This window comes from Micromonospora sp. NPDC005710 (assembly GCF_040630995.1).
GTDB lineage: Bacteria > Actinomycetota > Actinomycetes > Mycobacteriales > Micromonosporaceae > Micromonospora.
Window position 1 is genome coordinate 203,907 of record NZ_JBEXYP010000003.1, and the last position, 24,061, is coordinate 227,967.

17 protein-coding genes are annotated in these 24,061 nt (G+C 71.9%); 3 read left to right on the plus strand and 14 right to left on the minus strand.

Annotated elements, in window-relative coordinates:
• Positions 1-29 precede the first annotated feature (29 nt).
• Complete coding sequence (locus tag ABZ406_RS05395) at positions 30-1,493, plus strand: SDR family oxidoreductase (protein WP_357756100.1); 1,464 nt, start codon at positions 30-32, stop codon at positions 1,491-1,493.
• A gap of 769 nt (positions 1,494-2,262) precedes the next feature.
• On the opposite strand, the gene ABZ406_RS05400 is transcribed toward ABZ406_RS05395, so the two are convergent.
• From ABZ406_RS05400 to prmC, 4 genes are all read right to left on the minus strand, one after another.
• A complete protein-coding gene (locus tag ABZ406_RS05400) occupies positions 2,263-4,377 on the minus strand; it encodes a transglycosylase domain-containing protein (RefSeq protein WP_357756101.1) in 2,115 nt (704 codons plus the stop codon).
• A 106-nt stretch (positions 4,378-4,483) separates the two neighbouring features.
• On the minus strand, positions 4,484-5,095 hold the full coding sequence (locus ABZ406_RS05405) for a phosphotyrosine protein phosphatase (RefSeq protein ID WP_357756102.1): 612 nt from the start codon (positions 5,093-5,095) through the stop codon (positions 4,484-4,486).
• Positions 5,096-5,743 (minus strand): L-threonylcarbamoyladenylate synthase, encoded by a 648-nt coding sequence (locus tag ABZ406_RS05410; RefSeq protein WP_091406475.1) that lies wholly within the window; start codon positions 5,741-5,743, stop codon positions 5,096-5,098.
• Positions 5,743-6,690 carry a peptide chain release factor N(5)-glutamine methyltransferase gene (gene prmC / locus ABZ406_RS05415; RefSeq protein WP_357756103.1) on the minus strand — a complete coding sequence of 316 codons (948 nt, stop codon included), beginning with the start codon at positions 6,688-6,690 and terminating at the stop codon, positions 5,743-5,745. Before prmC ends, ABZ406_RS05410 begins: the two co-directional genes overlap by 1 nt.
• A 73-nt stretch (positions 6,691-6,763) precedes the next feature.
• Here prmC and ABZ406_RS05420 point away from each other — a divergent pair, with 73 nt between their 5' ends.
• Positions 6,764-8,308, plus strand: coding sequence for a GGDEF domain-containing protein (locus ABZ406_RS05420; protein WP_357756104.1), 1,545 nt, complete (start codon positions 6,764-6,766; stop codon positions 8,306-8,308).
• A 4-nt stretch (positions 8,309-8,312) separates the two neighbouring features.
• Here the strand turns inward: ABZ406_RS05420 and prfA are convergent, their stop codons facing one another.
• Together prfA and rpmE are read right to left on the minus strand one after the other, a co-directional pair.
• The gene (gene prfA / locus ABZ406_RS05425; protein WP_357756105.1) at positions 8,313-9,401 is read right to left on the minus strand and encodes a peptide chain release factor 1; all 1,089 of its coding nucleotides are present in this window, start codon (positions 9,399-9,401) and stop codon (positions 8,313-8,315) included.
• Between the two features lie 133 nt (positions 9,402-9,534).
• Positions 9,535-9,759, minus strand: a complete 225-nt coding sequence (gene rpmE / locus ABZ406_RS05430; protein ID WP_030333150.1) for a 50S ribosomal protein L31 — start codon at positions 9,757-9,759, stop codon at positions 9,535-9,537.
• Positions 9,760-10,041: 282 nt separating this feature from the next.
• Between rpmE and ABZ406_RS05435 the strand changes: the two genes are divergently transcribed.
• Positions 10,042-10,938 (plus strand): AAA family ATPase, encoded by an 897-nt coding sequence (locus tag ABZ406_RS05435; RefSeq protein WP_357756106.1) that lies wholly within the window; start codon positions 10,042-10,044, stop codon positions 10,936-10,938.
• A 75-nt stretch (positions 10,939-11,013) separates the two neighbouring features.
• Here the strand turns inward: ABZ406_RS05435 and rho are convergent, their stop codons facing one another.
• The 8 genes from rho to lysA all read right to left on the minus strand — a co-directional run bounded on the left by rho (position 11,014) and on the right by lysA (position 24,060).
• Complete coding sequence (gene rho / locus ABZ406_RS05440; RefSeq protein ID WP_357756107.1) at positions 11,014-13,218, minus strand: transcription termination factor Rho; 2,205 nt, start codon at positions 13,216-13,218, stop codon at positions 11,014-11,016.
• 297 nt (positions 13,219-13,515) lie between these two features.
• The gene (thrB, locus tag ABZ406_RS05445) at positions 13,516-14,460 is read right to left on the minus strand and encodes a homoserine kinase (protein ID WP_357756108.1); all 945 of its coding nucleotides are present in this window, start codon (positions 14,458-14,460) and stop codon (positions 13,516-13,518) included.
• 64 nt (positions 14,461-14,524) lie between these two features.
• Positions 14,525-15,769 (minus strand): MFS transporter, encoded by a 1,245-nt coding sequence (locus ABZ406_RS05450; RefSeq protein WP_357756109.1) that lies wholly within the window; start codon positions 15,767-15,769, stop codon positions 14,525-14,527.
• A gap of 11 nt (positions 15,770-15,780) precedes the next feature.
• Positions 15,781-16,599, minus strand: coding sequence for a polysaccharide deacetylase family protein (locus tag ABZ406_RS05455; protein ID WP_357756110.1), 819 nt, complete (start codon positions 16,597-16,599; stop codon positions 15,781-15,783).
• Positions 16,600-16,758: 159 nt separating this feature from the next.
• Positions 16,759-20,037, minus strand: coding sequence for an efflux RND transporter permease subunit (locus ABZ406_RS05460; protein WP_357756111.1), 3,279 nt, complete (start codon positions 20,035-20,037; stop codon positions 16,759-16,761).
• A gap of 130 nt (positions 20,038-20,167) precedes the next feature.
• A complete protein-coding gene (gene thrC / locus ABZ406_RS05465) occupies positions 20,168-21,217 on the minus strand; it encodes a threonine synthase (protein WP_357756112.1) in 1,050 nt (349 codons plus the stop codon).
• Between the two features lie 138 nt (positions 21,218-21,355).
• Positions 21,356-22,666 (minus strand): homoserine dehydrogenase, encoded by a 1,311-nt coding sequence (locus ABZ406_RS05470; protein ID WP_357756318.1) that lies wholly within the window; start codon positions 22,664-22,666, stop codon positions 21,356-21,358.
• Positions 22,667-22,674: 8 nt separating this feature from the next.
• Positions 22,675-24,060 (minus strand): diaminopimelate decarboxylase, encoded by a 1,386-nt coding sequence (lysA, locus tag ABZ406_RS05475; RefSeq protein ID WP_357756113.1) that lies wholly within the window; start codon positions 24,058-24,060, stop codon positions 22,675-22,677.
• Position 24,061 lies beyond the last annotated feature (1 nt).

A 24,061-nucleotide genomic window follows, 5' to 3' on the forward strand; every position in this document is an offset into this window, starting at 1 on the left:
CGAGTCTAGGGGGCCGCAGACTGGGACCTGTGAGATGCCTCGTCACCGGAGCGACCGGCTACATCGGCGGGCGGCTGACGCCGCTGCTGCTCGCCGACGGAAACACAGTGCGCTGCCTCGCCCGCAAGGCGGTGCGGCTGCGTGACGTGCCCTGGGCCTCGGCGGCCGAGATCGTCGAGGGAGACCTGAGCCGGCCGGAGACGCTCGCCGCCGCGTTCGCCGACGTGGACGTCGCGTACTTCCTGGTGCACTCGCTGGGCCGAGCCGACTTCGAGGCGGTCGACCGGCAGGCCGCCACCAACTTCGCCGCGGCGGCGACAGCGGCCGGCGTACGGCGAATCGTCTACCTGGGCGGCCCGGAGCCGGCGTCCGACGCCGAGGTGCCCTCCCCGCACCTGCGGTCCCGCGCCGAGGTGGGTCGGATCCTGCTGGACAGCGGGGTACCCACCGCGGTCCTCCGCGCCGCCGTGATCATCGGGTCCGGTTCGGCGTCGTTCGAGATGCTGCGTTACCTGACCGAACGACTGCCCGCCATGATCACGCCCCGCTGGGTCCGCAACCGGATCCAACCGATAGCGGTTCGCGACGTGCTGCACTACCTCAGCGGCTGCGCCCACCTGCCGGCCGCTGTCAACCGGGGCTTCGACGTCGGCGGACCCGACGTACTGACGTTCCGCGAGATGATGCAGCGCTACGCCCGGGTGGCCGGGCTACGACAGCGGATCATCGTGCCGGTCCGCCCGCTCACCCCCTCGCTCTCCTCGCACTGGGTCGGGCTGATCACCCCGGTACCGAACAAGATCGCCCGACCGCTCGTGGAAAGCCTGATCCACGAGGCGGTCGCCCACGAACACGACATCGCCCAGTACGTCCCGGACCCACCCGGCGGACTGACCGGCTTCGACGAGGCCGTGGCGCTGGCACTGGCCAAGGTCCGCGACGCCCAGGTGGAAACCCGCTGGTCCACCGCCAGCGGCCCGGACGCACCCGCCGAGCCACTGCCCACCGACCCCGACTGGTCCGGCGGCAGCGTCTACACCGACGTCCGCGAAACAGTCGTGGACGCACCACCCGCGGCACTCTGGCGCGTCGTCGAAGGCGTCGGCGGCGAACACGGCTGGTACTCGTTCCCGCTGGCCTGGTCGGTCCGCGGCTGGCTGGACCGGCTGGTCGGCGGCGTCGGCCTACGACGAGGGCGACGCGACCCGCACCGCCTCCAGGTCGGTGAGGCGCTGGACTTCTGGCGGGTCGAGGAAATCGTCCCCGGGGAACTGCTGCGACTGCGCGCCGAGATGCGCCTACCCGGCCGGGCCTGGCTCGAGATGCGGGTCGTACCTGCCGACAGCGGCCGCAGCCGCTACCAACAGCGCGCCGTCTTCCTGCCCCGCGGCCTGGCCGGGCACGCCTACTGGGGGTCGGTGGCCCCGTTCCACGCAGTGGTCTTCGGCGGCATGGCCCGCAACATAGCCCGCAACGCCGAACAAACCCGCTGACCTGCCCCGCCCCGCCCCGCCCCGCCGCCCTGTCCTAACCCGCCCGCCCCGCCGTGCCTGCCCTAACTCGCCCTGCCCGCCCCTGCCCCGCCCGGCCCTGCCGCCCGGCCCGGCCCTGCCCTGCCGCCCGGCCCGGCCCTGCCCGGCCCTGCCGCCCCGCCCTTACCCGCCCGCCTCGCCGCGCCGCGCCTGCCCTAACTCGCCCTGCCCGCCCCTGCCCCGCCCGGCCCTGCCCCCGCCCGCCTGACCTGGCCTACCCCGCCTGGCCTGGCTCTGACCTGACCTGCCTCACCCGGCCTGACCTGAGCTGACCTGAGCTGACCTGAGCTGACCGGCCCGGCCCGGCCCGTCGATCATGGAGTTGTGGTGCCCGGCATAAGGGGTTTTTGTGCATTTGATGCCCACCACAAGTCCATGATCGACGCGGTTCGAGCGCCGCACTCCCGGCCGCTTACGCGATCTTGCACTTTGTGTTGCCGATTAGCTCTTTTCCGCATTTTTTGTCCCGACAGTAAGTGCAAGATCGGCGTGGCGGGAGGGCGGGGCGGGGCAGAGGGCGGGGCCGGGCGGGCACGGGCGAAAGGCGGGGCCCGGCAGGGCGGGGCGAGAGGCGGGGCGGGCCGGGCGGACCGGCAGGGCGGCAGGGCCGGCAGGGCGGCAGGGCCGGCAGGGCAGCAGGACCGGCAGGGCAGCAGGACCGGCACGGCGGCAGGACCGGCACGGCGGCAGGACCGGCACGGCGGCAGGACCGGCAGGGCGGGAGGGTTGGTTAGTTGCCGGTGCGGGCTCCAGTTAGTTGGAAGGCGGTTCGTTCGCTGGGGGGGACGAAGTCGCGGACCGGTTGGTCGCGCAGGGCGAAGGCGAGAACCTCACCTACCGCGTTCACCATTCGGGCCTGGACCGCCTGACCGACCGCGTCCCGGGGATCGTCCGGGTTCGCGGCCATCGAGGCGACAGCGAGCTGCGGCGTGAACGCCACCACCGTCTCCGTCTCGTACCGCTCGGAGCTGCCGGTCTTGCCCGCCACCGGACGTCCGAGCTTCGCCCGCAGCCCGGGGGCGGTGGCGCCGTCGCAGCGCCCGTACATCGACTGGTCGCCGACCGGGCAGCGGGCCGCGTCGGCGGCTGCCCGCGCCACGTCGGGGTCGAGCACCTGTCGGCAGTCCGGCTTGGCGGCGTCCACCGGCCGACCCCCCGAGTCGGTGATCGAGACCACCGGGAGCGGCGCGCACCAGGTTCCTTCGGCCGCCACGGTGGCGTACGCGCTGGCCAGGTCCAACGGGGTGGTCGCGGCGACGCCCAGGGTGAACGGGCCCCAGTCCTTCGCGCCGTAGCGGGCCAGTTTGGCGTCGGACTCGGCGCGCAGCACGATGCCGAGTCGTTCGGCCATCTCCACGACCCGGTCGGCGCCGACCTTTTCGGTGAGCCAGGCGAAGTAGGTGTTGACGGAGCGGCCGAACGCGCTCCACATGGTGCGGGGGCCGTCCATCGACGACGGGCTGGCGTTCGCCGGGCACCACCGTCCGTCGCAGCTCGCCTCCCCGGTGACCGGGAAACGGGTGAGCAGCTGGGTCGGCGCCACGAAGTCGGTCGACAGCGGCAGGCCGGACTCCAGCGCGGCCAGCAGGGTGAAGAGTTTGAACGTCGAACCGCCCTGGTACCCCTCGATCGCGCCGCCGCCGGCGATCAACTGGTTGACGGTGTTCGGCCTGTTCTTCTGCCCGACCGGGTTGCCCGCCACGCTGTAGGTCCGGTTCACCGACATCGCCAGGACCCGCCCGGTGCCCGGTTGCACCACAGCGGTCGGCACCGCTTCGGCGGTGTTCGGCGGATAAATTTTCCGCACCTGCGTGGTGGTGGCCCGCTGCACCCCCGGGTCCAGCGACGACACGATGGAGAACCCTCCCCGGCGCAGCGCGCGTTGCCGCTCGTCGGCTGTCGCCCCGAACGCGGACTGGTTGCTCCACCAGCGGGTGAACCAGTCGCAGAAGAAGCCCCAGTCGTTGTGCGCGTCGGGCACGCCGGTGCAGTCGTTCGGGGTCTCGCTGGGCCGCAGCTGCAACGGTTCGGCGCGCGCCGTCGCCGCCGCGTCCGCCGGCACCTGCCCCGTCTCGACCAGCCGTTCCAACACGTACGACCGTCGGGCCACCGCACTGTCGGCGTCGCCGTTGATCGGGTCGTCGCTGTCCGGCGAACGGACCAGACCGGCGAGGAGTGCCGCCTGGGCCAGGGTCAACTCGGCCGGGGAGCGGGAGAAGTACCGCTTGCTGGCCGCCGCGATGCCGTACGCCCCGGCGCCGAAGTAGGCGATGTTCAGGTAGCGGGTCAGGATCTCGTCCTTGTCGAGTTCCCGCTCCAACGCGAGCGCGTACCTCATTTCCTGAAGCTTGCGGACGGTGGTGAGTTCGGTGGCGGCGTCCCGCTGCGCCTCGGTGAGCCGGGGGTCGTTTCTGAGCACGTTGCGGACGTACTGCATGGTCAGTGTGGAGGCGCCCTGTCGGGTCTGGCCGTCCCGCTTGTTGACCGTGAAGGCGCGCACCACGCCCCGCAGGTCGACCCCGCTGTGCTGGTAGAACCGGACGTCTTCGGCGGCCACTATCGCGCGGCGCATCACCGGGGCCACCTCGTGCAGTGGCACGTCCACCCGGTCCTCCTGGTAGAAGGAGGTGATCACTGTGGTGCCGTCGTTGGCGTAGAGGTTGGAGCGCTGCGCGGTGGGCGGCGTCCGGAGTGTGTTCGGCAGCTCCGAGTACGGCGTCGACAGGGCGCTGAAGCCGATCCCGAAGACCAGGGCCGCGGGCAGGGCGGCGGCGGCCAGCACCAGCCCGGCCAGCACTCCGGCGATCACCACGGTCAGCAGTTTGTCGAGTTGGGCCCGGATCATCAGCTCTCCCCGCAGGAGCCGGTCACGCTAGGACCCGTTCAGAATGACCCGGAACGCCCCTTTGGCCCTGGGTTTTCCCCAAACCCGGAGGAAACTCGCACCACGCTCAGGGCAGCAGCGCGCCGGCCAGCGGGTGGACCGTCTCCTCGATCTCGTCGGCGACCCGGCTGAAGCACTGGTCACCGCGACCCCACGGGTCGTCCAGATCATCGGTGGTCAGCGACGACGCGCCCAGCCGTGCGTCGTGGGCAGCCGCCACCAGGGCCACCCCGCGGGCGTACACGGCCTCCGGGGTGGCGTCGCCCGGCGGCAGCGCGGCGGCGTCCACAGCGGCGAGCAACCGACCGAACTCGCCCAGCACGAACGTGCGGGCCGCCGCGTCCGGACGAAGCGCCACCACGTACTCGTGCTGGTCGGCGGTGGCGGTCAGCACCAGGTCGGCGGCGTCGATGTGGTCCGAGCGCAGCTTGCGCGCGGCGAACCCCGCCACGTCCCCACCCCGGCCGGTGACCTGCCGTGCCGCCGGCGGGTTCATCTCCTCACCCGCGTGCCAGCCACCCGTGCCGGCGCTGTGGCTGTGCACCAGTTCCTCGGCCTGAGCCGGGTCCTGCGTACGCCGGGTCAGCCGCTCCCGCACCGCCAGGGCGAGCAGCCGCTCCGCCATTGGCGAGCGGCAGATGTTGCCCATGCAGACGTGCAGAACCGTGAACGGGGGCACTCAGACCGCCCGACCGTCGACGAGATCCGGGACCACGTCGCGCAGCTTCTCCAGCGGGATCGCCCCGGCCCGCAACAACTGCGGCACCTCACCGGTCAGATCCACGATCGTGCTGGGCACCGGGTCCGGGCAGGGACCGGCCTCCAGGTAGGCCCGCACCGAGTAGCTGAGCTGGTCACGAGCCTCGTCGGCGGTGACCGCCGCCGGCTGGCCGGTCTTGTTCGCCGACGAGACCGCCATCGGGCCGGTCTCGCGCAGCACCTCCAACGCCACCGGGTGCAGCGGCATCCGCACCGCCACCGTGCCGGTCTTGTCGCCCAGGTCCCACTGCAGGCTCGGCGAGTGCTCGACCACGATCGTCAGGGCACCCGGCCAGAACGCCTCAACGAGGTCCCGGGCGGCGGTGGGCAGCGAGAAGACCAACCCGTCCAGGGTGTGCCGCGAGCCGATCAGCACCGGCGGCGGCATCTGCCGACCCCGGCCCTTGGCATCCAGCAGCGCCTTCACCGCGTACGGGGTGAACGCGTCCGCGCCGATCCCGTAGACGGTGTCCGTCGGGAGAACAACAAGCTCGCCGTTCTTGACCGCCTCGATCGCCGCAGCGATGCCGCGGTCCCGATCGGCGGGCGACCGGCAGTCGTAGAGCATCACGAGGAGTCAGTCTGCCACGCCGCCCCGATCGGGGCGTGCTGGCCGTCCGCCCGTCGGGACGCGGTGGCGTAGCGGGGACGTCCGGTGAGGTCCAGATGCTCCGCGACAGCGGTGAATCCGCCCTCCTCGGCGAGCAGCCCGGGCACCGCGGTGCCGTGGGTGTCGTCGTGTTCGACGCCGAACACGCCACCCGGGCGCAGCAGCACCGCCGCCCGTGCGACGACGGGCCGGATCACCACCAGCCCGTCCGCGCCGCCGAAGACCGCCTCCGCCGGGTCGTGCGCGGCCACCTCCGGCGGGACCACCACGTCGTCGGGTACGTAGGGCGGGTTGCAGAGCAGCACGTCCACCCGGCCCACCAGCTCCGCCAGCAGGTCCGGCGCGGTGACGTCGGCCTCGATCACCTCGATCGGCCGGTCCCCCGCCGCGGCCCGCTCCGCCGCGTTACGCCGCAGCCAGGTCAGCGCCGCCGGAGACCGCTCCACCGCGATGACCCGCGCCGCCGGCAGTTCCTGAGCCACCGCCAGCGCGATCGCGCCCGAGCCGCTGCACAGGTCCACCACCACCGGGTCGGGCCGGCCCTGGGCCTGCTCGACGCCCCAGCCGGCCAACAGTTCGGTCTCCGGGCGGGGCACGAAGACACCCGGGCCGACCGACAGCTCCAGGTGCCGGAACCCGGCCCGACCGGTCAGGTGCTGCAACGGCTCACGCGCGGCGCGGCGGCGGGTCAGCTCGTCGAGCCGCGCCAACTGGTCGTCGCCGAGACCGGCGGCGAGAGCCAGCCGACCCCGGGGAACCCCCAGCACGTACGCCGCCAGCACCTCGGCCTCCGCCCGGGCGGAACCGACCCCGGCGGCGGCGAGCGCACGGGCCGCTCGGGCCACCGCGGCGGACGGCCGGATGGGGCCTGTCCCTTCGGGGGGGTGTTGCGGCAAAGTACTCACGACATAATCATGAAGCGTCGCGGGCGACGTGACGAACAGGTGCGCGCGGGCGCGCACGACAGGAGGTTGGCGGGTGGGCTGGCTCGACCGGGTCGATGACCAGGTTGACGCCCTCACGCACGCCCGGGCGTTGCAGGAGGCAAGCCGCTCTGCGGAGTCGTACGTCCTGCTGGAGCGTGTGATTCGCACCACCACCGACCCGGCGGCGCGGGCGGACGCGATGGTGCAACGCCTCTCCGCGCTGATCAATCTCGGTCGGACCGCCGAGTTCACCAGGGCCATCGAAGAGGCATCGGCGGCGGTCCGTGACCTCGCGGAGCCCTACCTGCACGGGCACCTCAACGCCCTCGCCGCGCTCGCCGCCCATCACCAGGGCGCACTGGACCGCTGCGTCATGCACCTCGTCCGGGCGGCCCGGGCGCTGGGCGCCGTCGCCGACCCGGACCGGGACACCGCCTGGGGCTGGCACGACCTGGCCATGGCCTACAGCTACCTGAGCTTCCACGGGTACGCCCTGGGCGCCATCGAGCGGGCCCGGCAACTCGGGCTGACCGCCGGGATCCCGGAGGAGACGTTCGCCGCGCCGGGCATCCGCCTGCGCAACGCCGTCGCCCTGGACCACAACGGCGACAGCGACGGTTGCCTGCGGGTGCTCCGGGACGTGGCCTCCGACCTGACCCGCTTCGTCCGCGCCGGGCGGGCCGGTCAGCTCCGCCCGAGCAGCCTCGCCGCCTACGGCTACGCGGCGGCCCGACAGGCGGCTCTCGGCGACCAGGTGGCGACCGAGGGCCCCGAGCCGGCCCGGTTGTTGAGCCACGGTGGGGACAGCGCCCGTGCCCGTGACCTGCGGCAGCTCGGGCAGGTGTGCCTCGCCGTCGCCGACGGTCGGCCGATCGAGGCGGTCGCCCGACTGGACACCGTCCGGGTCTCGAACGAGACGCTCGGGGCGGCCGAGCCGGCCCGGCTGCGTAGCATCGCGCTGACCCGCGCCGGGGACCACCTCTCCGCGCACCGGGCCGACCGACTGGCGTTCCGGCTCGCCGCTCAGCGCAACGACCGTCTGCGCGACGTCTACATCGACGGCATCGCCGCCCGCATCGACCATGAGGAGATGCGCCGCGAGGCGGCGCGCTTCGAGGGTGAGGCGTTGACCGACCCGCTCACCGGGCTGCCGAACCGCCGCCGGCTGGAGCGGTACATCACCGCCGTGGTCACCCGCGGCGACCGGGTGGTCATCGGCGTCTGCGACCTGGACGGCTTCAAGGCGGTGAACACCCGGCACGGGCACCACTCCGGTGACCTGGTCCTGCAACGCATCGCCGGTGTGATCAACCGGGTGATGCGCCGGGACGACTTTGTGGCCCGCTACGGCGGTGACGAATTCGTGGTGGTGCTGCCGGACACCGGCATGGCCGAGGCCGCCGAGGTGGCCCGCCGGATCGAGGCCGCGGTCCGCCTGGAGGACTGGGAATCGTTGGTGCCGGGCACCCCGGTCGGGGTGAGCATCGGCTTCGCCGAGGTCTCCGGTGGCGGCGGGCTGCGCGACGCGCTGAGCGTCGCGTTCGAGCAGGCCGACCGCGAGATGCTCCGCGCCAAGAGTCGCCCCCGCGCGAGCTGATCGGTCAGCGGCGGGTCAGCTCGGTGTCGCCGGCGAGTCGGGCGGCCCGGTCGGCCTCGGTGAGGGCGTCCAGCACCCCGTCCAGCTCGCCACCGAGCGCCAGATCCAGGTTGTACGCGGTGTAGCCGATCCGGTGATCGGTGATCCGGTTCTGCGGGAAGTTGTAGGTGCGGATCCGCTCCGAACGGTCCACGGTGCGCACCTGGGCCTTACGCGCGTCCGAGGCGGCGGCGTCGGCCTGCTCCTGCGCGGCGGCGAGCAGCCGGGCCCGCATGATCCGCATCGCCTGCTCCCGGTTCTGCAACTGGGACTTCTCGTTCTGGCAGGAGACGACGATGCCGGTCGGCAGGTGGGTGATCCGCACCGCCGAGTCTGTGGTGTTCACCGACTGACCACCCGGGCCGGACGACCGGAACACGTCGATGCGCAGGTCGTTCTGGTCGATCGTCACGTCGACGTCCTCGGCCTCCGGCAGCACCAGGACCCCGGCGGCGCTGGTGTGGATCCGGCCCTGCGACTCCGTGACCGGGACACGCTGCACCCGGTGCACGCCGCCCTCCCACTTGAGCCGCGACCAGACGCCGTTGCCGCCGTCCGGCACACCCTTGGTCTTGATCGCCAGGGAGACGTCCTTGACCCCGCCGAGGTCCGAATCCTGGGCGTCGATCACCTCGGTGAGCCAGCCGTGCCGCTCGGCGTACCTGGTGTACATCCGCAGCAGGTCACCGGCGAACAACGCCGACTCCTCGCCACCCTCACCGGCCTTGATCTCGACGATCACGTCCTTGGCGTCGTGCGGGTCACGCGGAATGAGCAGCTCGGCGAGGCGCTCCTCCAACACCGGCAGGGAGCTGGCGATGGAATCCGCCTCACCGGCGAAGGACGGGTCCTCCGCGGCCAGCTCACGAGCCGCGGCCAGGTCGGCGCGGGCCTGCTCCAACTCGCCGGCGGCCTTGTGCAGCGGCACCAGCTCGGCGTACCGGCGGCCGACCCTGCGCGCGGTGGCCTGGTCGGCGTGAATGGCCGGGTCGGCCAACCGCTTCTCCAGCTGCGCGTACTCGTCGAGAAGGCCGGCCAGACGCTCGCTGCTCATGCTGCGGATGCTCCTTCGACGGTGCGCGACGACCAGGCCGGGCCGAGAGGCCAGCGGCCGGGCGGAAAACGGAGGGAAACGCGGACGGCGCCCGCGTCCGGCGGTAAACCGGACGCGGGCGCCGAACGTGGAACTACTTGGCCTTCTTGGCCTGAACCTTGGCGTACTTCTGCTGGAACTTCGCGACCCGGCCGGCGGTGTCGAGAACGCGCTGCTTACCGGTGTAGAACGGGTGGCAGGCGCTGCAGGTCTCGGCGTGGATCGCCCCGCCCTTGGCGGTGCTGCGGGTCGTGAACGTGTTGCCACAGGAGCAGCTGACCTCGGTGGTCACGTACTCCGGGTGGATGTTTGCCTTCATCGCCTCGGTCCTCTCGTTGGTGGTCGCCGGGTCGCCGTCATCGCTCGTCGCGCCGTACGCGACGGGCTCGGGCGTGAACCGGAACCGGTGGCCGATTGACCAGTGTGCCATGGGCCTGAGCCGACCCGGTAATCGGGCCGCACACCTCGTCCGGCATCGTCAACACGTGCCTACCCGTCCGCATTCCCGCCGCCCAACGGGACATTCGCGCGCCCGCCGGCCCGCCGCCGGGTACCCCACCCGGGGTACGTCCGCCACGCCCGTCGAACCCGAGGTGCGCCGATGACACGCCTCATCGTCACCCGGGGACTGCCCGCCTCGGGCAAGACGACGTTCGCCCGTACGCTCCAGCCGTCCGTAGCGCGGGTGAACCGCGACGACCTGCGCCGGATGCTGCACGGCGAGCGGCTGTTCACCACGTGGGCCGAGGCACAGGTGACCGCCGTGCAGCAGGCTCAGGTCGAGGCGCTGCTGAGGGCCCGGGCGGACGTCTGCGTCGACGACACCAACCTACGCGCGCGGGCCCTGCGCGGCTGGGTCGAGCTGGCCAACCGCCACGGCGCGGATGTCGAGGTGCACGACTTCACCGACGTGCCACTTGCCGAGTGCCTGCGCCGCGACGCCGCCCGCCCGGCCGACGAGCAGGTCGGCGCGGACGCGATCCGCCGACTGCACGAGCGGTACCTTCAGGGGCGGGAGTTGCCGTTGCCGGTGCCGACGGCCCGTACCGGAGGCTCCGCCGTGGTGCATCCGCCGTCGACCGAGCCACCGGAGATCGTCCTGGTGGACATCGACGGCACCGTCGCGCTGGCGGTCTCCCGCAGCCCGTACGACATGACGCGGGTAAGCCAGGACCAGCCGAACACGGCGGTGATCGCGGCGGTCCGGGCGATGCACGCCGCCGGGTACGGGGTGGTGTTCTGCTCGGGGCGGGACGCCTCCGCCCGCACGGCCACCGAGGCGTGGCTGGCCCGGCACGTACGAGTGCCCTACCTGGGCCTGCACCTGCGCGCCGTCGGCGACTCCCGGAAGGACTCGATCGTCAAACGGGAGATCTACGACCGGGAGATCCGCGACAGGTACCGGGTGGCCGGCGTCTTCGACGACCGCGTCCAGGTGGTCCAGATGTGGCGATCCCTCGGCCTCACCGTCTTCCAGGTGGCCGACGGCGACTTCTGAGGGCCCGGGGCCAACGGACACGGCGAAGGGGCACGGCCGTCGTGGCCGTGCCCCTTCGCCGTCAATCCGGGATCGTCACTCCCCCGGCGTCGACTTCGCGATCTGCATCAGGAACTCGATGTTCGTGCGGGACTGCTTGAGCCGGTCCAGCAGGAGATCCATCGCGGCCTGAGAGTCCAGCGAGTGCAGCACCTTCCGGAGCTTGTGGATGATGGCCAGCTCTTCCGGTGCGAGCAGGACCTCTTCCTTACGCGTACCGGACGGGTTGATGTCGATGGCCGGGAAGGTCCGCTTGTCGGCGATCTTCCGGTCCAGCTTCAACTCGGCGTTGCCGGTGCCCTTGAACTCCTCGAAGATGACAGTGTCCGCCATGGACCCGGTCTCCACCAGCGCCGTGGCGATGATGGTCAGCGACCCGCCGTTCTCGATGTTGCGGGCCGCGCCGAGGAAGCGCTTCGGCGGGTAGAGCGCCGTGGAGTCGATACCACCCGACATGATCCGGCCGCTGGCCGGCGCCGCCAGGTTGTACGACCGACCGAGCCGGGTCACCGAGTCGAGCAGCACGACGACGTCGTGTCCGAGCTCGACGAGGCGCTTGGCCCGCTCGATGGCCAGCTCCGCCACCGTGGTGTGGTCCTGCGGCGGGCGGTCGAACGTGGCCGCGATGACCTCGCCCTTGATCGACCGCTGCATGTCGGTGACCTCTTCAGGCCGCTCGTCCACCAGCACCACCATCAGGTGGCACTCCGGGTTGTTGCGGGTGATCGCGTTCGCGATCGCCTGCAGCACCATCGTCTTACCCGCCTTGGGCGGAGACTGGATGAGTGCCCGCTGGCCCTTGCCGATCGGCATGACCAGGTCGATGACCCGGGTGGTCAGGATGTGCGGCTCGGTCTCCAGCCGCAGACGCTCCTGCGGGTAGAGCGGAGTGAGCTTGTAGAACTCCGGACGCCGCCGCGCCTCCTCCGGCTCCATCCCGTTGATCGTGTCCAGCCGCATCAGCGGGTTGTACTTGTCGCGCCGCTGGTCACCGCTGTTGCCGCCCTCGCGGGCCGCCCGGACCGCACCGGTGATCGCGTCACCTCGGCGCAGGCCGTACTTCTTGATCTGGGACATCGAGACGTACACGTCGTTCGGGCCGGCCAGGTAGCCGGTGGTCCGCACGAAGGCGTAGTTGTCGAGCACGTCGATGATGCCGGCCACCGGGACGAGCACGTCGTCCTCGCTGACCTGCGGCTCACGCCCGCCGGTGTCGGTACCGGTCTCGGTGCGCTCGCCGCGCCCACGGCGACGGTCCCGGAAGCGGCTACGCCGGCCGCGCCGGCCGCCACTCTCGTCGTCGTCGTCGCTGTCCCGCTCGACACGCTGACCACGGTCGTTGCGGTCGTTGCCGGCGTTCCGGTCGTTGCCGGCGTTGCGGTCGGCCCGCTCGCCCCGGTCGGCCCGCTCGCCCCGATCGTTGCGCTCGCCCCGGTCGGCACGCTCACCCCGGTCGGAACGCTCACCCCGGTCGTTGCGCTCGGCACGTTCGCCCCGATCGTTGCGCTCGGCACGCTCGGTCCGGTCGGCACGCTCGCCCCGATCGTTGCGCTCGGCACGCTCGCCCCGGTCGGCACGCTCGCCCCGATCGTTGCGCTCGGCACGCTCGCCCCGGTCGTTGCGCTCGGTCCGGTCGGCACGCTCGCCCCGGTCGGCACGCTCCGGACGCTCGGCCCGCTCACGGCGGTTCTCGCCGCGGTCGGCCCGCTCGCCGGCTTCCGCCTCGTCGGCACGCGTCTCGGTCGCACGCGCCTCGACCGCACGCGTCTCGGTCGCACGCGCCTCGGTCGCACGCGCTTCAGCGGGGCGCGACTCCGTGGCACGGGTCTCCGCCGTCGCGGTCCGGCTCCGCCGGGTGCGGGTACGGCCCTCGGTCTCGGCGGCCGGCTCGGCCGGCGCCTTCTCGGCACCGCGACCGTCGGCGGCCGGCCGGTCGGCGGTCTCCCGCACCTCGGCGCGTACCCCCTCACGGGTCGGGGCGGCCGCGGCCGCGACCTCGGCCCGGGGTCGAGGGGTCCCGGCGGCGTTGCCGCCCTGCCGCTCGGAGATCGCGGCGATCAGCTCGCCCTTGCGCATGCGAGCCGTGCCGGAGATGCCGAGCGACGCAGCCAGGCTCTGCAGCTCTGGCAGCAGCATCGCCGACAGACCGGTGCCGCTACGCCGACGACGGGCGGGAGCGGCGGCGGTGGCATCGCCAGCGACGTTGGAAACATCCGACGTCACGTCGGTGGTGTCGCTCAATGGATTCCTTCCCTCGATAAGGCCGGGACTGCCCGGAGTCGGAACTCAGGTGGCCGGGCGGCCTCGGTGCACCCGCCTCGCAAGGACGCGTCGCGGGAGTCTGTTACACAGCAGCCGGTCGGTATCCCGACTCACCAACGTCGGTGAGCAGGTCTCGCCGTCTGCGGCGACCTGTGGAAACTGCGGTGCGGCGTGGGCCTTTGGCAGGGGTAGACGGGCTGACCGCCGAGAGCTTCGGGGGTGCGCCGCCCCGCAGGAGATCGCGTGCTTCGCGGCTGTGCTAGGTCTAGAGCGTAATCAACTCTTCCGACCTGCGGCAACAGGGTCCCGCTCGGCGTGTCCAAGTCTACCCCGTACAACCCGCGCGCCGCTGACGTCTATCGGTAACTGCCAGATCTCCCAGTCTGTTCCCACCGGAAAGCCTACGGGAGGCTCGCTGAGTGCCAGGACAGTCGGGCCCGCCCCACTGACCACAGCCGCCACACCGGCCGCTCGCAACGCACTGACCAGGGCAGACGTGCCGGGCATCCCGGCCGCGCGGTAACCCTGGTGGAGCCGGTCGGCGGTGGCCGGCAACAGCAGGGCCGGCGCCCCGGTGAGCGCGTGCACCAGCAGCGCTGCCCGTCCCGCGCTGAATGCGGCGTCGCCGTGCGGCACTGTCTCCGGCAGAGCCGCCCGCGCGGTCGCTGTCAATCCGCGTTCCGCCGGGACAAAAACTATTGGCCGCACCGCGTCGGCGACCGGCAGGGAGACCGCCCGGGAGCCGCCCGGCTCGGACCAGGCCACTGTGAAGCCGCCGAGCAGACACGGCGCCACGTTGTCGGGGTGACCCTCGATCTCGGCGGCCAGCCGGAGCGCGCCAGCGTCGTCGAGGCGCTGCTCACCGTCGACGACGAGGGCTCGGGCCAACAGCACGCCGGCGACGATCGCTGCGGACGAGGAACCCAGCCCGCGCGCCTGGGGGATCCGGTTGACGCACTCCACGGCAAGCCCGTCGGGGTGGACCCCGAGCACGTCGAACGCGGCCCGCATGGACCGCACCACCAGGTGCCGGTCGTCGTCGGGCAGCTCACCGGCGCCCTGCCCGGTCACCGTCACCCGGACGCCGCCGGACGCGACCTCGGCGGCCACGTCGTCGTAGAGCCCGAGAGCGAGGCCCAGCGCGTCGAAGCCCGGGCCCAGGTTGGCGCTCGTCGCGGGCACCCGGACCCGGACCGGCCCGGCAGTGAGGTTCGTCGGCACGCGCCCATGCTAGGGCCCGGCACCGACGAACCCACGTCGCGTCCGCTGCCTGGGACCGCCGAGTTCAGCCCGCCGCGTCCGGGACCGGCTCGGCGGCCGGTTCGGTGAGCGAGAGCCGGCGGGTGGCGATCCGCCAACCGACCGCGTACACGAGGGTGATCAGTCCGCAGCCGGCGAGCACCACCCGTTCGTCGACCGAGTCCACCACCAGGGCCACCGCCAGTTGGCTCACCGAGATCGCCAGCGTCGCCAGCATCATGTCGGTGGCGAAGACGCGCCCCCGCAACCGGTCCGGCACCTCACCCTGGAGGGCGAAGTTCGACATCACCCAGTTGCTGCCACCCGCGAAGTGCGCCACGAAGACCAGCAGCAGCACCAGCGGAAACCACCGCACCACAGAGGCGCCCAGGTAGGACAGGCCGTAGAGCGACATGGACAGCGCGAGCCCGGGCAGCAGCCAGGCCCGGTTGGTCAGCACCCGGCGCATCAGGATCGGCCCCACCAACGCACCCGCGCCGCGTACCGCGAAGAGCAGGCCGGCGCCGAGCGGGCCGACACCGTAGACGCCGGCCAGCAGCGGAAACACGGTCAGCACGCCGTTGCCCAGGCCCACCGCCGACTTCACGGTGACCAGCGCGAGCACCCGGGGGCGGTGACCGATGTAGCCGAGTGCCTCGCGGACCGCCGACCAGGTCCGCTGGGCCGGTTCGTCGGCGTCCCGGGGCGCCTGCAACGGCCGGCGGATCCGGGTGGCGAGGGCCGCGGCCATCACCAGGCCCACCGCCGCCACCCAGAAGCAGGCGTACGGGCCGGCAGCGGTGCTGAGCACGCCGCCGAGCGAGGCACCGACCACCGTCATGGTGCCCCAGGCCGAGCCGGCGACGGCGTTGCCCGCGGCAAGCTCGTGCGGTTCCAGTACGTTCGGCAGCGCCGCCTGGGCGGCCGGCGAGTAGAACGCCTTGGCGACCGCCACCACGCCGATCGCGACGAGCGCCAGCCACGCCGTCCCGGCGTCGCGTACCCCGAGCAGCAGCAGCACGCCGACCAGCGCGGCCACGTTCGCGGCGATCATGATCTTCCGGCGGTCGAAGCGGTCGGCGATCGTGCCGGTGTACGGCAACAGCAACGCCACGATGCCGGTGTCCACCGCCAACACCAGCGCGCCCCAGACACCGCTGCCGGTGAGGTGCGGCAGCAGGACCAGCAGCGGCACCATGACGAACCAGTCGGCGCCGAAGACCACCAACTCGGCGAGGAACAGGTTGCGGAAGCTCCGATTGCCGGTCAGAACCGAGAGGGTGGACGCCACGGAGCGCGACCCTACCTGGTCGGCGTCGAAGCCTCACCCGCTCCCAGCAGCGCCGAGACCGTGACGAATGTGTAGCCGCTTGACCGTAGCCCGTTGATCATGTCGGTCAGCCCGCGCAGTGCGACGAGCCGCCGGGGCGCCCCCACATCGTGGCCGAGCACTATCGTTCCCGGTCGGACGTCGGCCACCACCCGTCTGGCGTGGCCGGCCGGATCGTCGGGGAACTCACGCTCGACCATCTGCAACGACCAGAGCACCAGCCGGTAGTCCAGTCGGGCCGCCGCGTGCAGCACCGCCCCACCCAGGTGGCCGTACGGCGGGCGGAGGAGCGCCGGTGCCCTCCCGGTCAGGTCCGCGATGGCATCGTGGCTGCGGCGCAGGTCGTCGTACGCCTCGGCGGCGTCCATCTTGGCCAGGTCCCGGTGCTGCCAGCTGTGGTTGCCCACCTCGTGCCCGGCGAGCCGGTCGCGGACGATGCCGCCGTGCCGGCGGACCTGCGCACCAACCATGAAGAAGGTGGCCGGAACCCGGTGCTGGGCCAGTGTGTCGAGCACCATCGGAGTCCACTGTGGTGCCGGGCCGTCGTCGAAGGTGAGGGCCACCAGGCGTTGGTTCGTCCGCCCCGACCAGACGACCTCCAGCGCGCCGGACCCGACATCCTGCTGGCCGTTGCCGAGCGTGCCGCTGGCGGGGCCACCGCCGATCGGCATCTGGCGATGGGTGATCCACCACGCCTCGGACGTTCCGGCGCCGATGGCCCCACCACCGACCACCAGCAGGCCACGACGCAGCAGGTCGCGTCGCCTCCACCCCCGTGTGCCCTCGGCCATCCACCCGCCCCGCTCCGCCCACACCCCTAACCCATCTACGAGGAGTATGCAAGAAGCTACCGAAAGTGTGGGGCGGTCGAGTCGGAGTGTTTCCGTCGGACAGACCTGAGAACGCCCCCGGCGACAATCCGCCGGGGGCGTTCCGAACCGCGAGACGACCTACTCGGTCGGCTCCGTCGGCGGCAGTGGCGAGGTACGGCTGCGGGGCAGCCGCAGCACCTCGAACTGGTCGGTGCCCTCCACGAGCGCGGCGGACGGTGCTTGTCGCCCGGCCGGCCGGGCGACCTCGGCCGCCGCCGGGGTGGGCGCGTCGCTCGGCACCGCGACCTGGTTAGGGGTCGACACCTCGTCGGTCTCCGTCGTGGTCACCGCCGACCCCCCGGAGCGCCGCCGGGCGCGCCGACTCCGCAACGACTCCTTGGTGTGCTCCACCATCGTGTACAGCGTCGGCACCAGGATCAGCGTGAGCAGCGTCGAGCTGAGCAGACCACCGATCACCACGACCGCCAGCGGCTGCGAGATGAAGCCACCCTCACCGGTCAACCCCAACGCCATCGGCAGCAACGCGAAGATGGTCGCCACCGCCGTCATCAGGATCGGGCGCAGCCGGCGACGGCCACCTTCGACCACCGCCTCCCGGACCCCCATGCCCTGTGCCCGGTACTGGTTGATCAGATCGAGCAACACGATCGCGTTCGTCACGACGATGCCGACGAGCATCAGCACACCGATGAGCGCCGGCACGCCGAGCGGCGTCCCCGTGACCAACAGCAGGCCGATCGCGCCGGTCGACGCGAACGGGATGGAGATCAGCAAAATCAGCGCCTGGGTGAGGCTGCGGAACGTGGCCACCATGATCAGGAACACGATGGCGATCGCGGCCAGCACCGCCAGGCCCAGGTCACCGAAGGCGTCCGCCTGATCGGCGCTGACACCACCGATGGTGAAGCTCGCGCCCGGCACGTTCAGGCCGTCCAGCCGCTTCTGCAACTCCTTGCTGGTGGCGCCCAGGTTCGAGCCGGTCGCCGCGCCGGTCACCGACACGCTGCGCTCACCGTCGATCCGGGTGACCTGCTGCGGCCCCTCGCCCTGGGTGACCTGCGCGATGTCACCCAGCTTGACCGGGCCCACCGGCAGTGCCCGCAGCTCCTCCACTGTCATCGGCGGCTGCGTGCCCAACCGCAGCACCACGTTCTGCTGCTGGCCGTCGAGCGCGACCTGACCCAGCGGTGCTCCCCGGAACGCCTGCGACACGATCTGCCCCACGGCGGCCTCGGTGAGCCCGACCCGACCGGCGGCGACCCGGTCGACAGTCACGTCGACCCGCGGCACCCGTGCGGCCAGGCTGGTGGTGACGTCCTCCACGTCCGAGACGCCGGCCATCGCGGCCCGCGCCTCCTCGGCAGCCCGGGTCAGCACCTCCGGGTCGCTGGCCTGGACGACCACCTCCAGCTGGCTGGTGGACGCCTCCTGGCCGCCACCGAAGCTGATCTCACCCACGCCGTCGCCGAGCTTGTCGAACTCCTTGCGCAACACCTCACGCATCTGCTTGGCGTCGGTGTCACCGCCGAGCGCCAGCGACCAGCTGGCGACGTTGTTGCCGCCGCCGCCCGCCCACGGGTTGTCCCCACCGCCCGCCGTCACCTGGTACGTCTCGACGCCCTCGGTGCGGGACAGCACCGACTCGACCTGCTTGGCCGCCGCGTCGGTCGCCGCCAGGCCACTGCCCGCCGGCAACTCCTGGCTGATGTTGAGGGTGTCCTGGCCGGAGTCGTCCAGGAAGTTGGTCTCCAACTTCTGCGCCAGACCGAAGGTGCCGAAGATCACCAGCAGGCCGAGCCCCACGGTGATCCAACGGGTCGACCGCTTGCGCGTGGCGAACCCGATCACCGGCAGGTACGCCCGCTGCAACGGGCTGCGCAGCTCCTTCTCCTCCGCGGCGTGTCGTACCGCCTCGTCGTCGGCGGTGCCGCCGCGCGGCTTGAGGAACCAGTACGCGAGAACCGGGATGACGGTGAGCGACACCAGCAGGGAGGCGAGCAGGGCCACCGTCACGGTGATCGCGAACGGGGCGAAGAGCTGGCCCACGAACCCGCCGACGAGCGCGATCGGCGCGAACACCGCCACAGTGGTGAGGGTGGACGCGGTCACCGCGCCGGCGACCTCCCGGACGCCGGTGATGATGGCGTGCCGCTTCTCCTCGCCGTACTCCAGGTGTCGTTTGATGTTCTCCAACACCACGATCGAGTCGTCCACCACCCGGCCCACAGCGATGGTCAACGCGCCGAGGGTGAGCAGGTTGAGCGAGTAGTCCCCGATCCACAGGGCGATCAGTGCCACCAGCACGGAGAGCGGGATGGAGACCGCGGTGACCACCGTCGACCGTACCGACAGCAGGAACACCAGGATGACGATGACCGCCATCACCAGGCCCAGCAGGCCCTCGGTGGTCAGCGACTCGATCGACTTCTCGACGAACGGCGCCTGGTCGAAGACCACAGTCAGCTCCGCGCCGGAGGCGTCCTTCAGGTCGTCGAGCCGGTCGCGGATCTCGTGCGAGATCTGCACGGCGTTGCCGTCCGGTGCCGCGGTGACAGCGATGCCGAGGCTGTCCTTGCCGTTGGTCCGGGTGATCGCGGTGGCCGGTGCGAGCTGCTGCTCGACAGTCGCCACGTCACCGAGGCGGACCGGTGCCGCAGCCGGGAGGACGACGATGCCGCGCAGCTCATCCAGTGTGGCGATCGGCGTGCCGACCTGCACCGGGAGGGTCAGCGCGCCGTCGGTCACCGCGCCGGCCGGAACCGCCACGCCGTTGGTCTTCAGCGCCGCGCCGATCGCCGTCGGCTGGATCTTCGAGGCGGCCAGCTTCGCCGGGTCGGGGGTGATCACCACGACGTTGTCGCGGGTGCCGGTCACCTCGACGGTGCGGACCCCCTCGATGCCCTCCAGCTCCGGCACGACAGTGGTGCGCAGCTTCTCGGCGAGCACGCGCTCGTCCGTCGCGCCGGCCGCTGCCAGCACCACCGCCGGGAGGTCGTCGGTGCTGCCCGCGATGACCTGCGGGTCGACGCTCTCCGGCAACTGGGAGTCGATCCGGCTCAGCGCGGTCTGCATCTTGTTGACCACGTCGTCGAGATCGGTGCCGAACTCGTAGGTCACCTGGACGGTGGCCGCTCCCTCGCGGGACGTGGAGGTGACCTTGTCCAGCCCCGGGATGCCCTGGAGGGCATTCTCGATCGGCTCGGTCACCTGCGACTCGACGATCTCGGGGCCGGCGCCGGGGTAGGGGGCCACGATGAACGCGGCGGGGAACTCGAGCGACGGCAGCAGTTGCTGCTTCAGCGATGGCACGGCGAACGCCCCGAACGCCGTGATCACCACCGCGAAGAGTGCGACGAGCGCTCGGTTGGCGAGGCTGAATCTGGCGAGCAGCGACATCGGCCTGGTTCACTCCTGAACGAGAATGCGGGCGGGGATACCCGAAAGTGTGCCGGACTCGCCTCTTCCGACCCCCGCCGCCCCCACGCTGTCCCGCCGACCGCGGGCCCGCCCCGGGCGGGTGGCGCGCTCAGGCCAGGTCGAGAGCGCGGGCCGCCGCCAGCGGGTCGTTCGCGATGGTCACCGGTGACGGCGCGGTGGAAATCGCCCACTCCGGGTCCTTCAGCCCGTGGCCGGTCACCGTGCAGACAACAGTGGAACCGGGCGGCACCGCGCCCGCCGCGGCCTGCTGCAGGAGGCCGGCCACGCTTGCCGCGCTGCCCAACTCGACGAAGACCCCCACCTCGCGGGCGAGCAGGCGGTACGCGGAGAGGATCTCCCGGTCGGTCACCGACGCGATCAGGCCACCCGACGCGTCCCGGGCATCAAGCGCCTTGGTCCAGCTCGCCGGGTTGCCGATCCGGATCGCGGTGGCGATCGTCGACGGTTGCGGAACCACCTGGCCGGTCACGATCGGGGCCGCCCCGGCGGCCTGGAAGCCGTACATCTTCGGCGTCCGGGTGGTGGCGCCGACGGCCGACTCCTCCGCATAGCCCATCCAGTACGCGGAGATGTTGCCCGCGTTGCCGACCGGCAGGCAGTGGATGTCGGGGGCGTCACCAAGCGCCTCGACGATCTCGAAGGCGGCAGTCTTCTGGCCGTGCAACCGGTCGATGTTCACCGAGTTGACCAACGCGACCGGGTAGTCCTGGGCGAGCTTGGCGGCCGTCGCCAGGCAGTCGTCGAAGTTGCCGTTCACCTGGAGCAGCTTCGCGCCGTGCACGAGCGCCTGGGCCAGCTTGCCCAACGCGATCTTGCCCTGGGGCACCAGCACGGCACAGGTCAGACCGGCCCGGGCCGCGTACGCCGCCGCGGAGGCGCTCGTGTTGCCGGTGGAGGCGCAGATGATGGCCTTGTTGCCGGCCTCGACCGCCTTGGACACCGCGAGGGTCATCCCCCGGTCCTTGAAGGAGCCGGTCGGGTTGGCGCCCTCCACCTTGAGGTGCACGTCGCACCCGAGCCGGGCGGACAGCACCGGCGCCGGCAACAGCGGGGTGTTCCCCTCGTGCAGCGTGACGACCGGCGTGGCCGTGGTGACCGGCAGCCGATCCCGGTACGCCTCGATCAGACCCCGCCACATGTCGTTCTCCTCGCCTCTACCGACGCGCCCAGCCGAGCATCAGGGCCACCTTGGACCAGCCTGCCGGAGTGGTCGATGGCACACCCCGGCTTACCCACCTGGCGGGACACGCAAGCCGTCCGTCGATGATGCAACGACTCAGGCGCCGCCCTCGACCCGCAGCACGCTCGTCACCGACCTGACGATGTCCAGACCGCGCAGCTCACCGACTGTGGCAGCGAGCGCGGCGTCCGGTGCCACATGCGTGACGATGACCAACTCGGCGTCGCCGTCGCGGCCGGCCGGCCCGCCCGCGGAGCCCTGCCGGACGGTCGCGATCGACACGTCGTGCCGGGCGAACACGCTCGCCACCGAGGCCAGCACACCCGGACGGTCGGCCACGTCGAGGCTCACGTGGTAGCGGGTCAACGCCTCACCCATCGGCCGGACCGCGAGGTCCGCGTACGCGCTCTCGCTGGCCGCACGCACCCCGGCGAGCCGGTTGCGGGACACCGCGACCACGTCACCCAGCACCGCGCTGGCGGTGGGCGCACCGCCGGCGCCCCGACCGTAGAACATCAACTGACCGGCCGCGTCCGCCTCCACGAAGACCGCGTTGAACGCGTCCCCGACGCTCGCCAGCGGGTGGCTGCGCGGAATCATCGCCGGGTGCACCCGGACGCTCACCGTCTCCCGGCCGGTGGAGTCGACACCCCGGGCCGCGATGCAGAGCAGTTTGATCGTGCAGCCCATCGCCTGGGCGCTGGCCATGTCCGCGGCGGTCACCTCGGTGATGCCCTCGCGGTGCACGTCGGCGGCCCCCACCCGGGTGTGGAACGCCAACGAGGCGAGGATCGCCGCCTTCGCCGCCGCGTCGAAGCCCTCGACGTCGGCGGTCGGGTCGGCCTCCGCGTACCCCAGGGCGGTTGCCTCTTCGAGTGCCTCGGCGAAGCCGGCACCGGTCGCGTCCATCGCGGAGAGGATGAAGTTGGTGGTGCCGTTGACGATGCCGGTGACCCGGTTGATCCGATCGCCGTGCAGCGACTCCCGCAGCGGGCGCAGCAGCGGGATCGCCCCGGCCACCGACGCCTCGTAGTAGAGGTCGCCCCCGCCCTCGGCCGCCGCCTCGTGCAGGGCCACGCCGTCCTCGGCGAGCAGCGCCTTGTTGGCGGTGACCACGCTCTTGCCGGCGCGCAGCGCCTCGACCAGCCAACTCCGGGCCGGTTCGATGCCACCGACCACCTCGATCACCACGTCCACGTCGTCGCGCTTGATCAGGCCCAGCGCGTCGGTGGTGAACAGGTCCTCGTCGACCGGAAGGTCACCCCGGTCGCGGCCGAGCCGACGGACGGCGATGCCGGCGATCTCCAGCGGGGCGCCGATCCGGGCGGCCAGGTCGGCCGACTGATCGTGCAGCAGCCGGACCACCTCCTGGCCGACAGTGCCACAGCCGAGCAGCGCCAAGCGCACAGGTGACGTCATCCCACATCCAATGCCAGCAGATCGTCTTCGGTCTCCCGCCGGACGATCAGACGCGCCTGGCCGTCGCGCACCGCGACAACCGGCGGCCGGGGCACATGGTTGTAGTTGCTGGCCATGCTTCGGCAGTACGCACCAGTGCCGGGCACTGCGACAAGATCTCCGGGCTGCACGTCGGCGGGCAGGAATTCATCCTTCACCACGATGTCCCCGGACTCACAGTGCTTTCCCACCACGCGGGCGAGCAACGGCTGCGCGTCGGAGGTCCGCGAGGCGAGTGTGGCCGAGTAGGACGCGTCGTAGAGGGCGGTACGGATGTTGTCGCTCATCCCACCGTCGACGCTGACGTACGTGCGGAGGCCGTCGAGGGGCTTGACCGTGCCGACCTCGTAGAGGGTGAAGACGGCCGGCCCGACGATGGCCCGGCCCGGCTCGATCGACAGGCGCGGCACGGCCAGGTTCTCCGCCGCGCACTCCGAGTCGACGATCTTGCGGAGCCGCTTGGCCAGATCCTGCGGTGCCGCCGGGTCGTCCTGCGTGGTGTACGCGATGCCGAAGCCGCCGCCCAGGTCCAGCTCGGGCAGCTCCACCCCCCGGGCGTCGCGGATCTGCGCCTGGAGGGCGAGCACCCGACGGGCCGAGACCTCGAAGCCGCTGGCGTCGAAGATCTGCGAACCGATGTGCGAGTGCAGACCGCGCAGCTCCAGCACACCCTCGTCCAGGATCTTGAACGCGGCGTTGGCGGCGGCACCCCCGGCCAGCGAGAAGCCGAACTTCTGGTCCTCGTGGGCGGTGGCGATGAACTCGTGGGTGTGCGCCTCGACGCCCACCGTCACCCGCACCAGCACCCGGGGCCGGACCCCACGCTCGCGGGCCAGCGCGGTGAGCCTGTCGATCTCGGTGGACGAGTCGACGATGATCCGGCCCACCCCGGCGTCCAGTGCCCGGCTCAGCTCGGTGACCGACTTGTTGTTGCCGTGGAAGCCGATCCGCTCCGGCGGCATCCCGGCGGAGAGCGCGGTGGCCAGCTCGCCACCCGAACAGACGTCCAGGTGCAGCCCCTCCTCGGCGATCATCCGGACCACCGCCCGGCAGAGGAACGCCTTGCCGGCGTAGAAGATGTCCTCGGTCGGGAAGGCGGCCCGGAAGTCGCGGCAGCGCGAGCGCAGGTCGGCCTCGTCGAGGACGTACACCGGGGTGCCGAACTCGGCCGCGATGTCGCGGACGCTCAGGCCCGCGACGGCGACCGCGCCGTCCGCGCCGCGCGCCACGCTGCGCGGCCACAGCGTCGGGAGCAGGGCGTTGACGTCCTCCGGGGTACGCAGCCAGGCCGGCCCCCGGTTGTTGATGTCAGCGTGCAGCGCACCCGCCTCATGAGCCCTCATG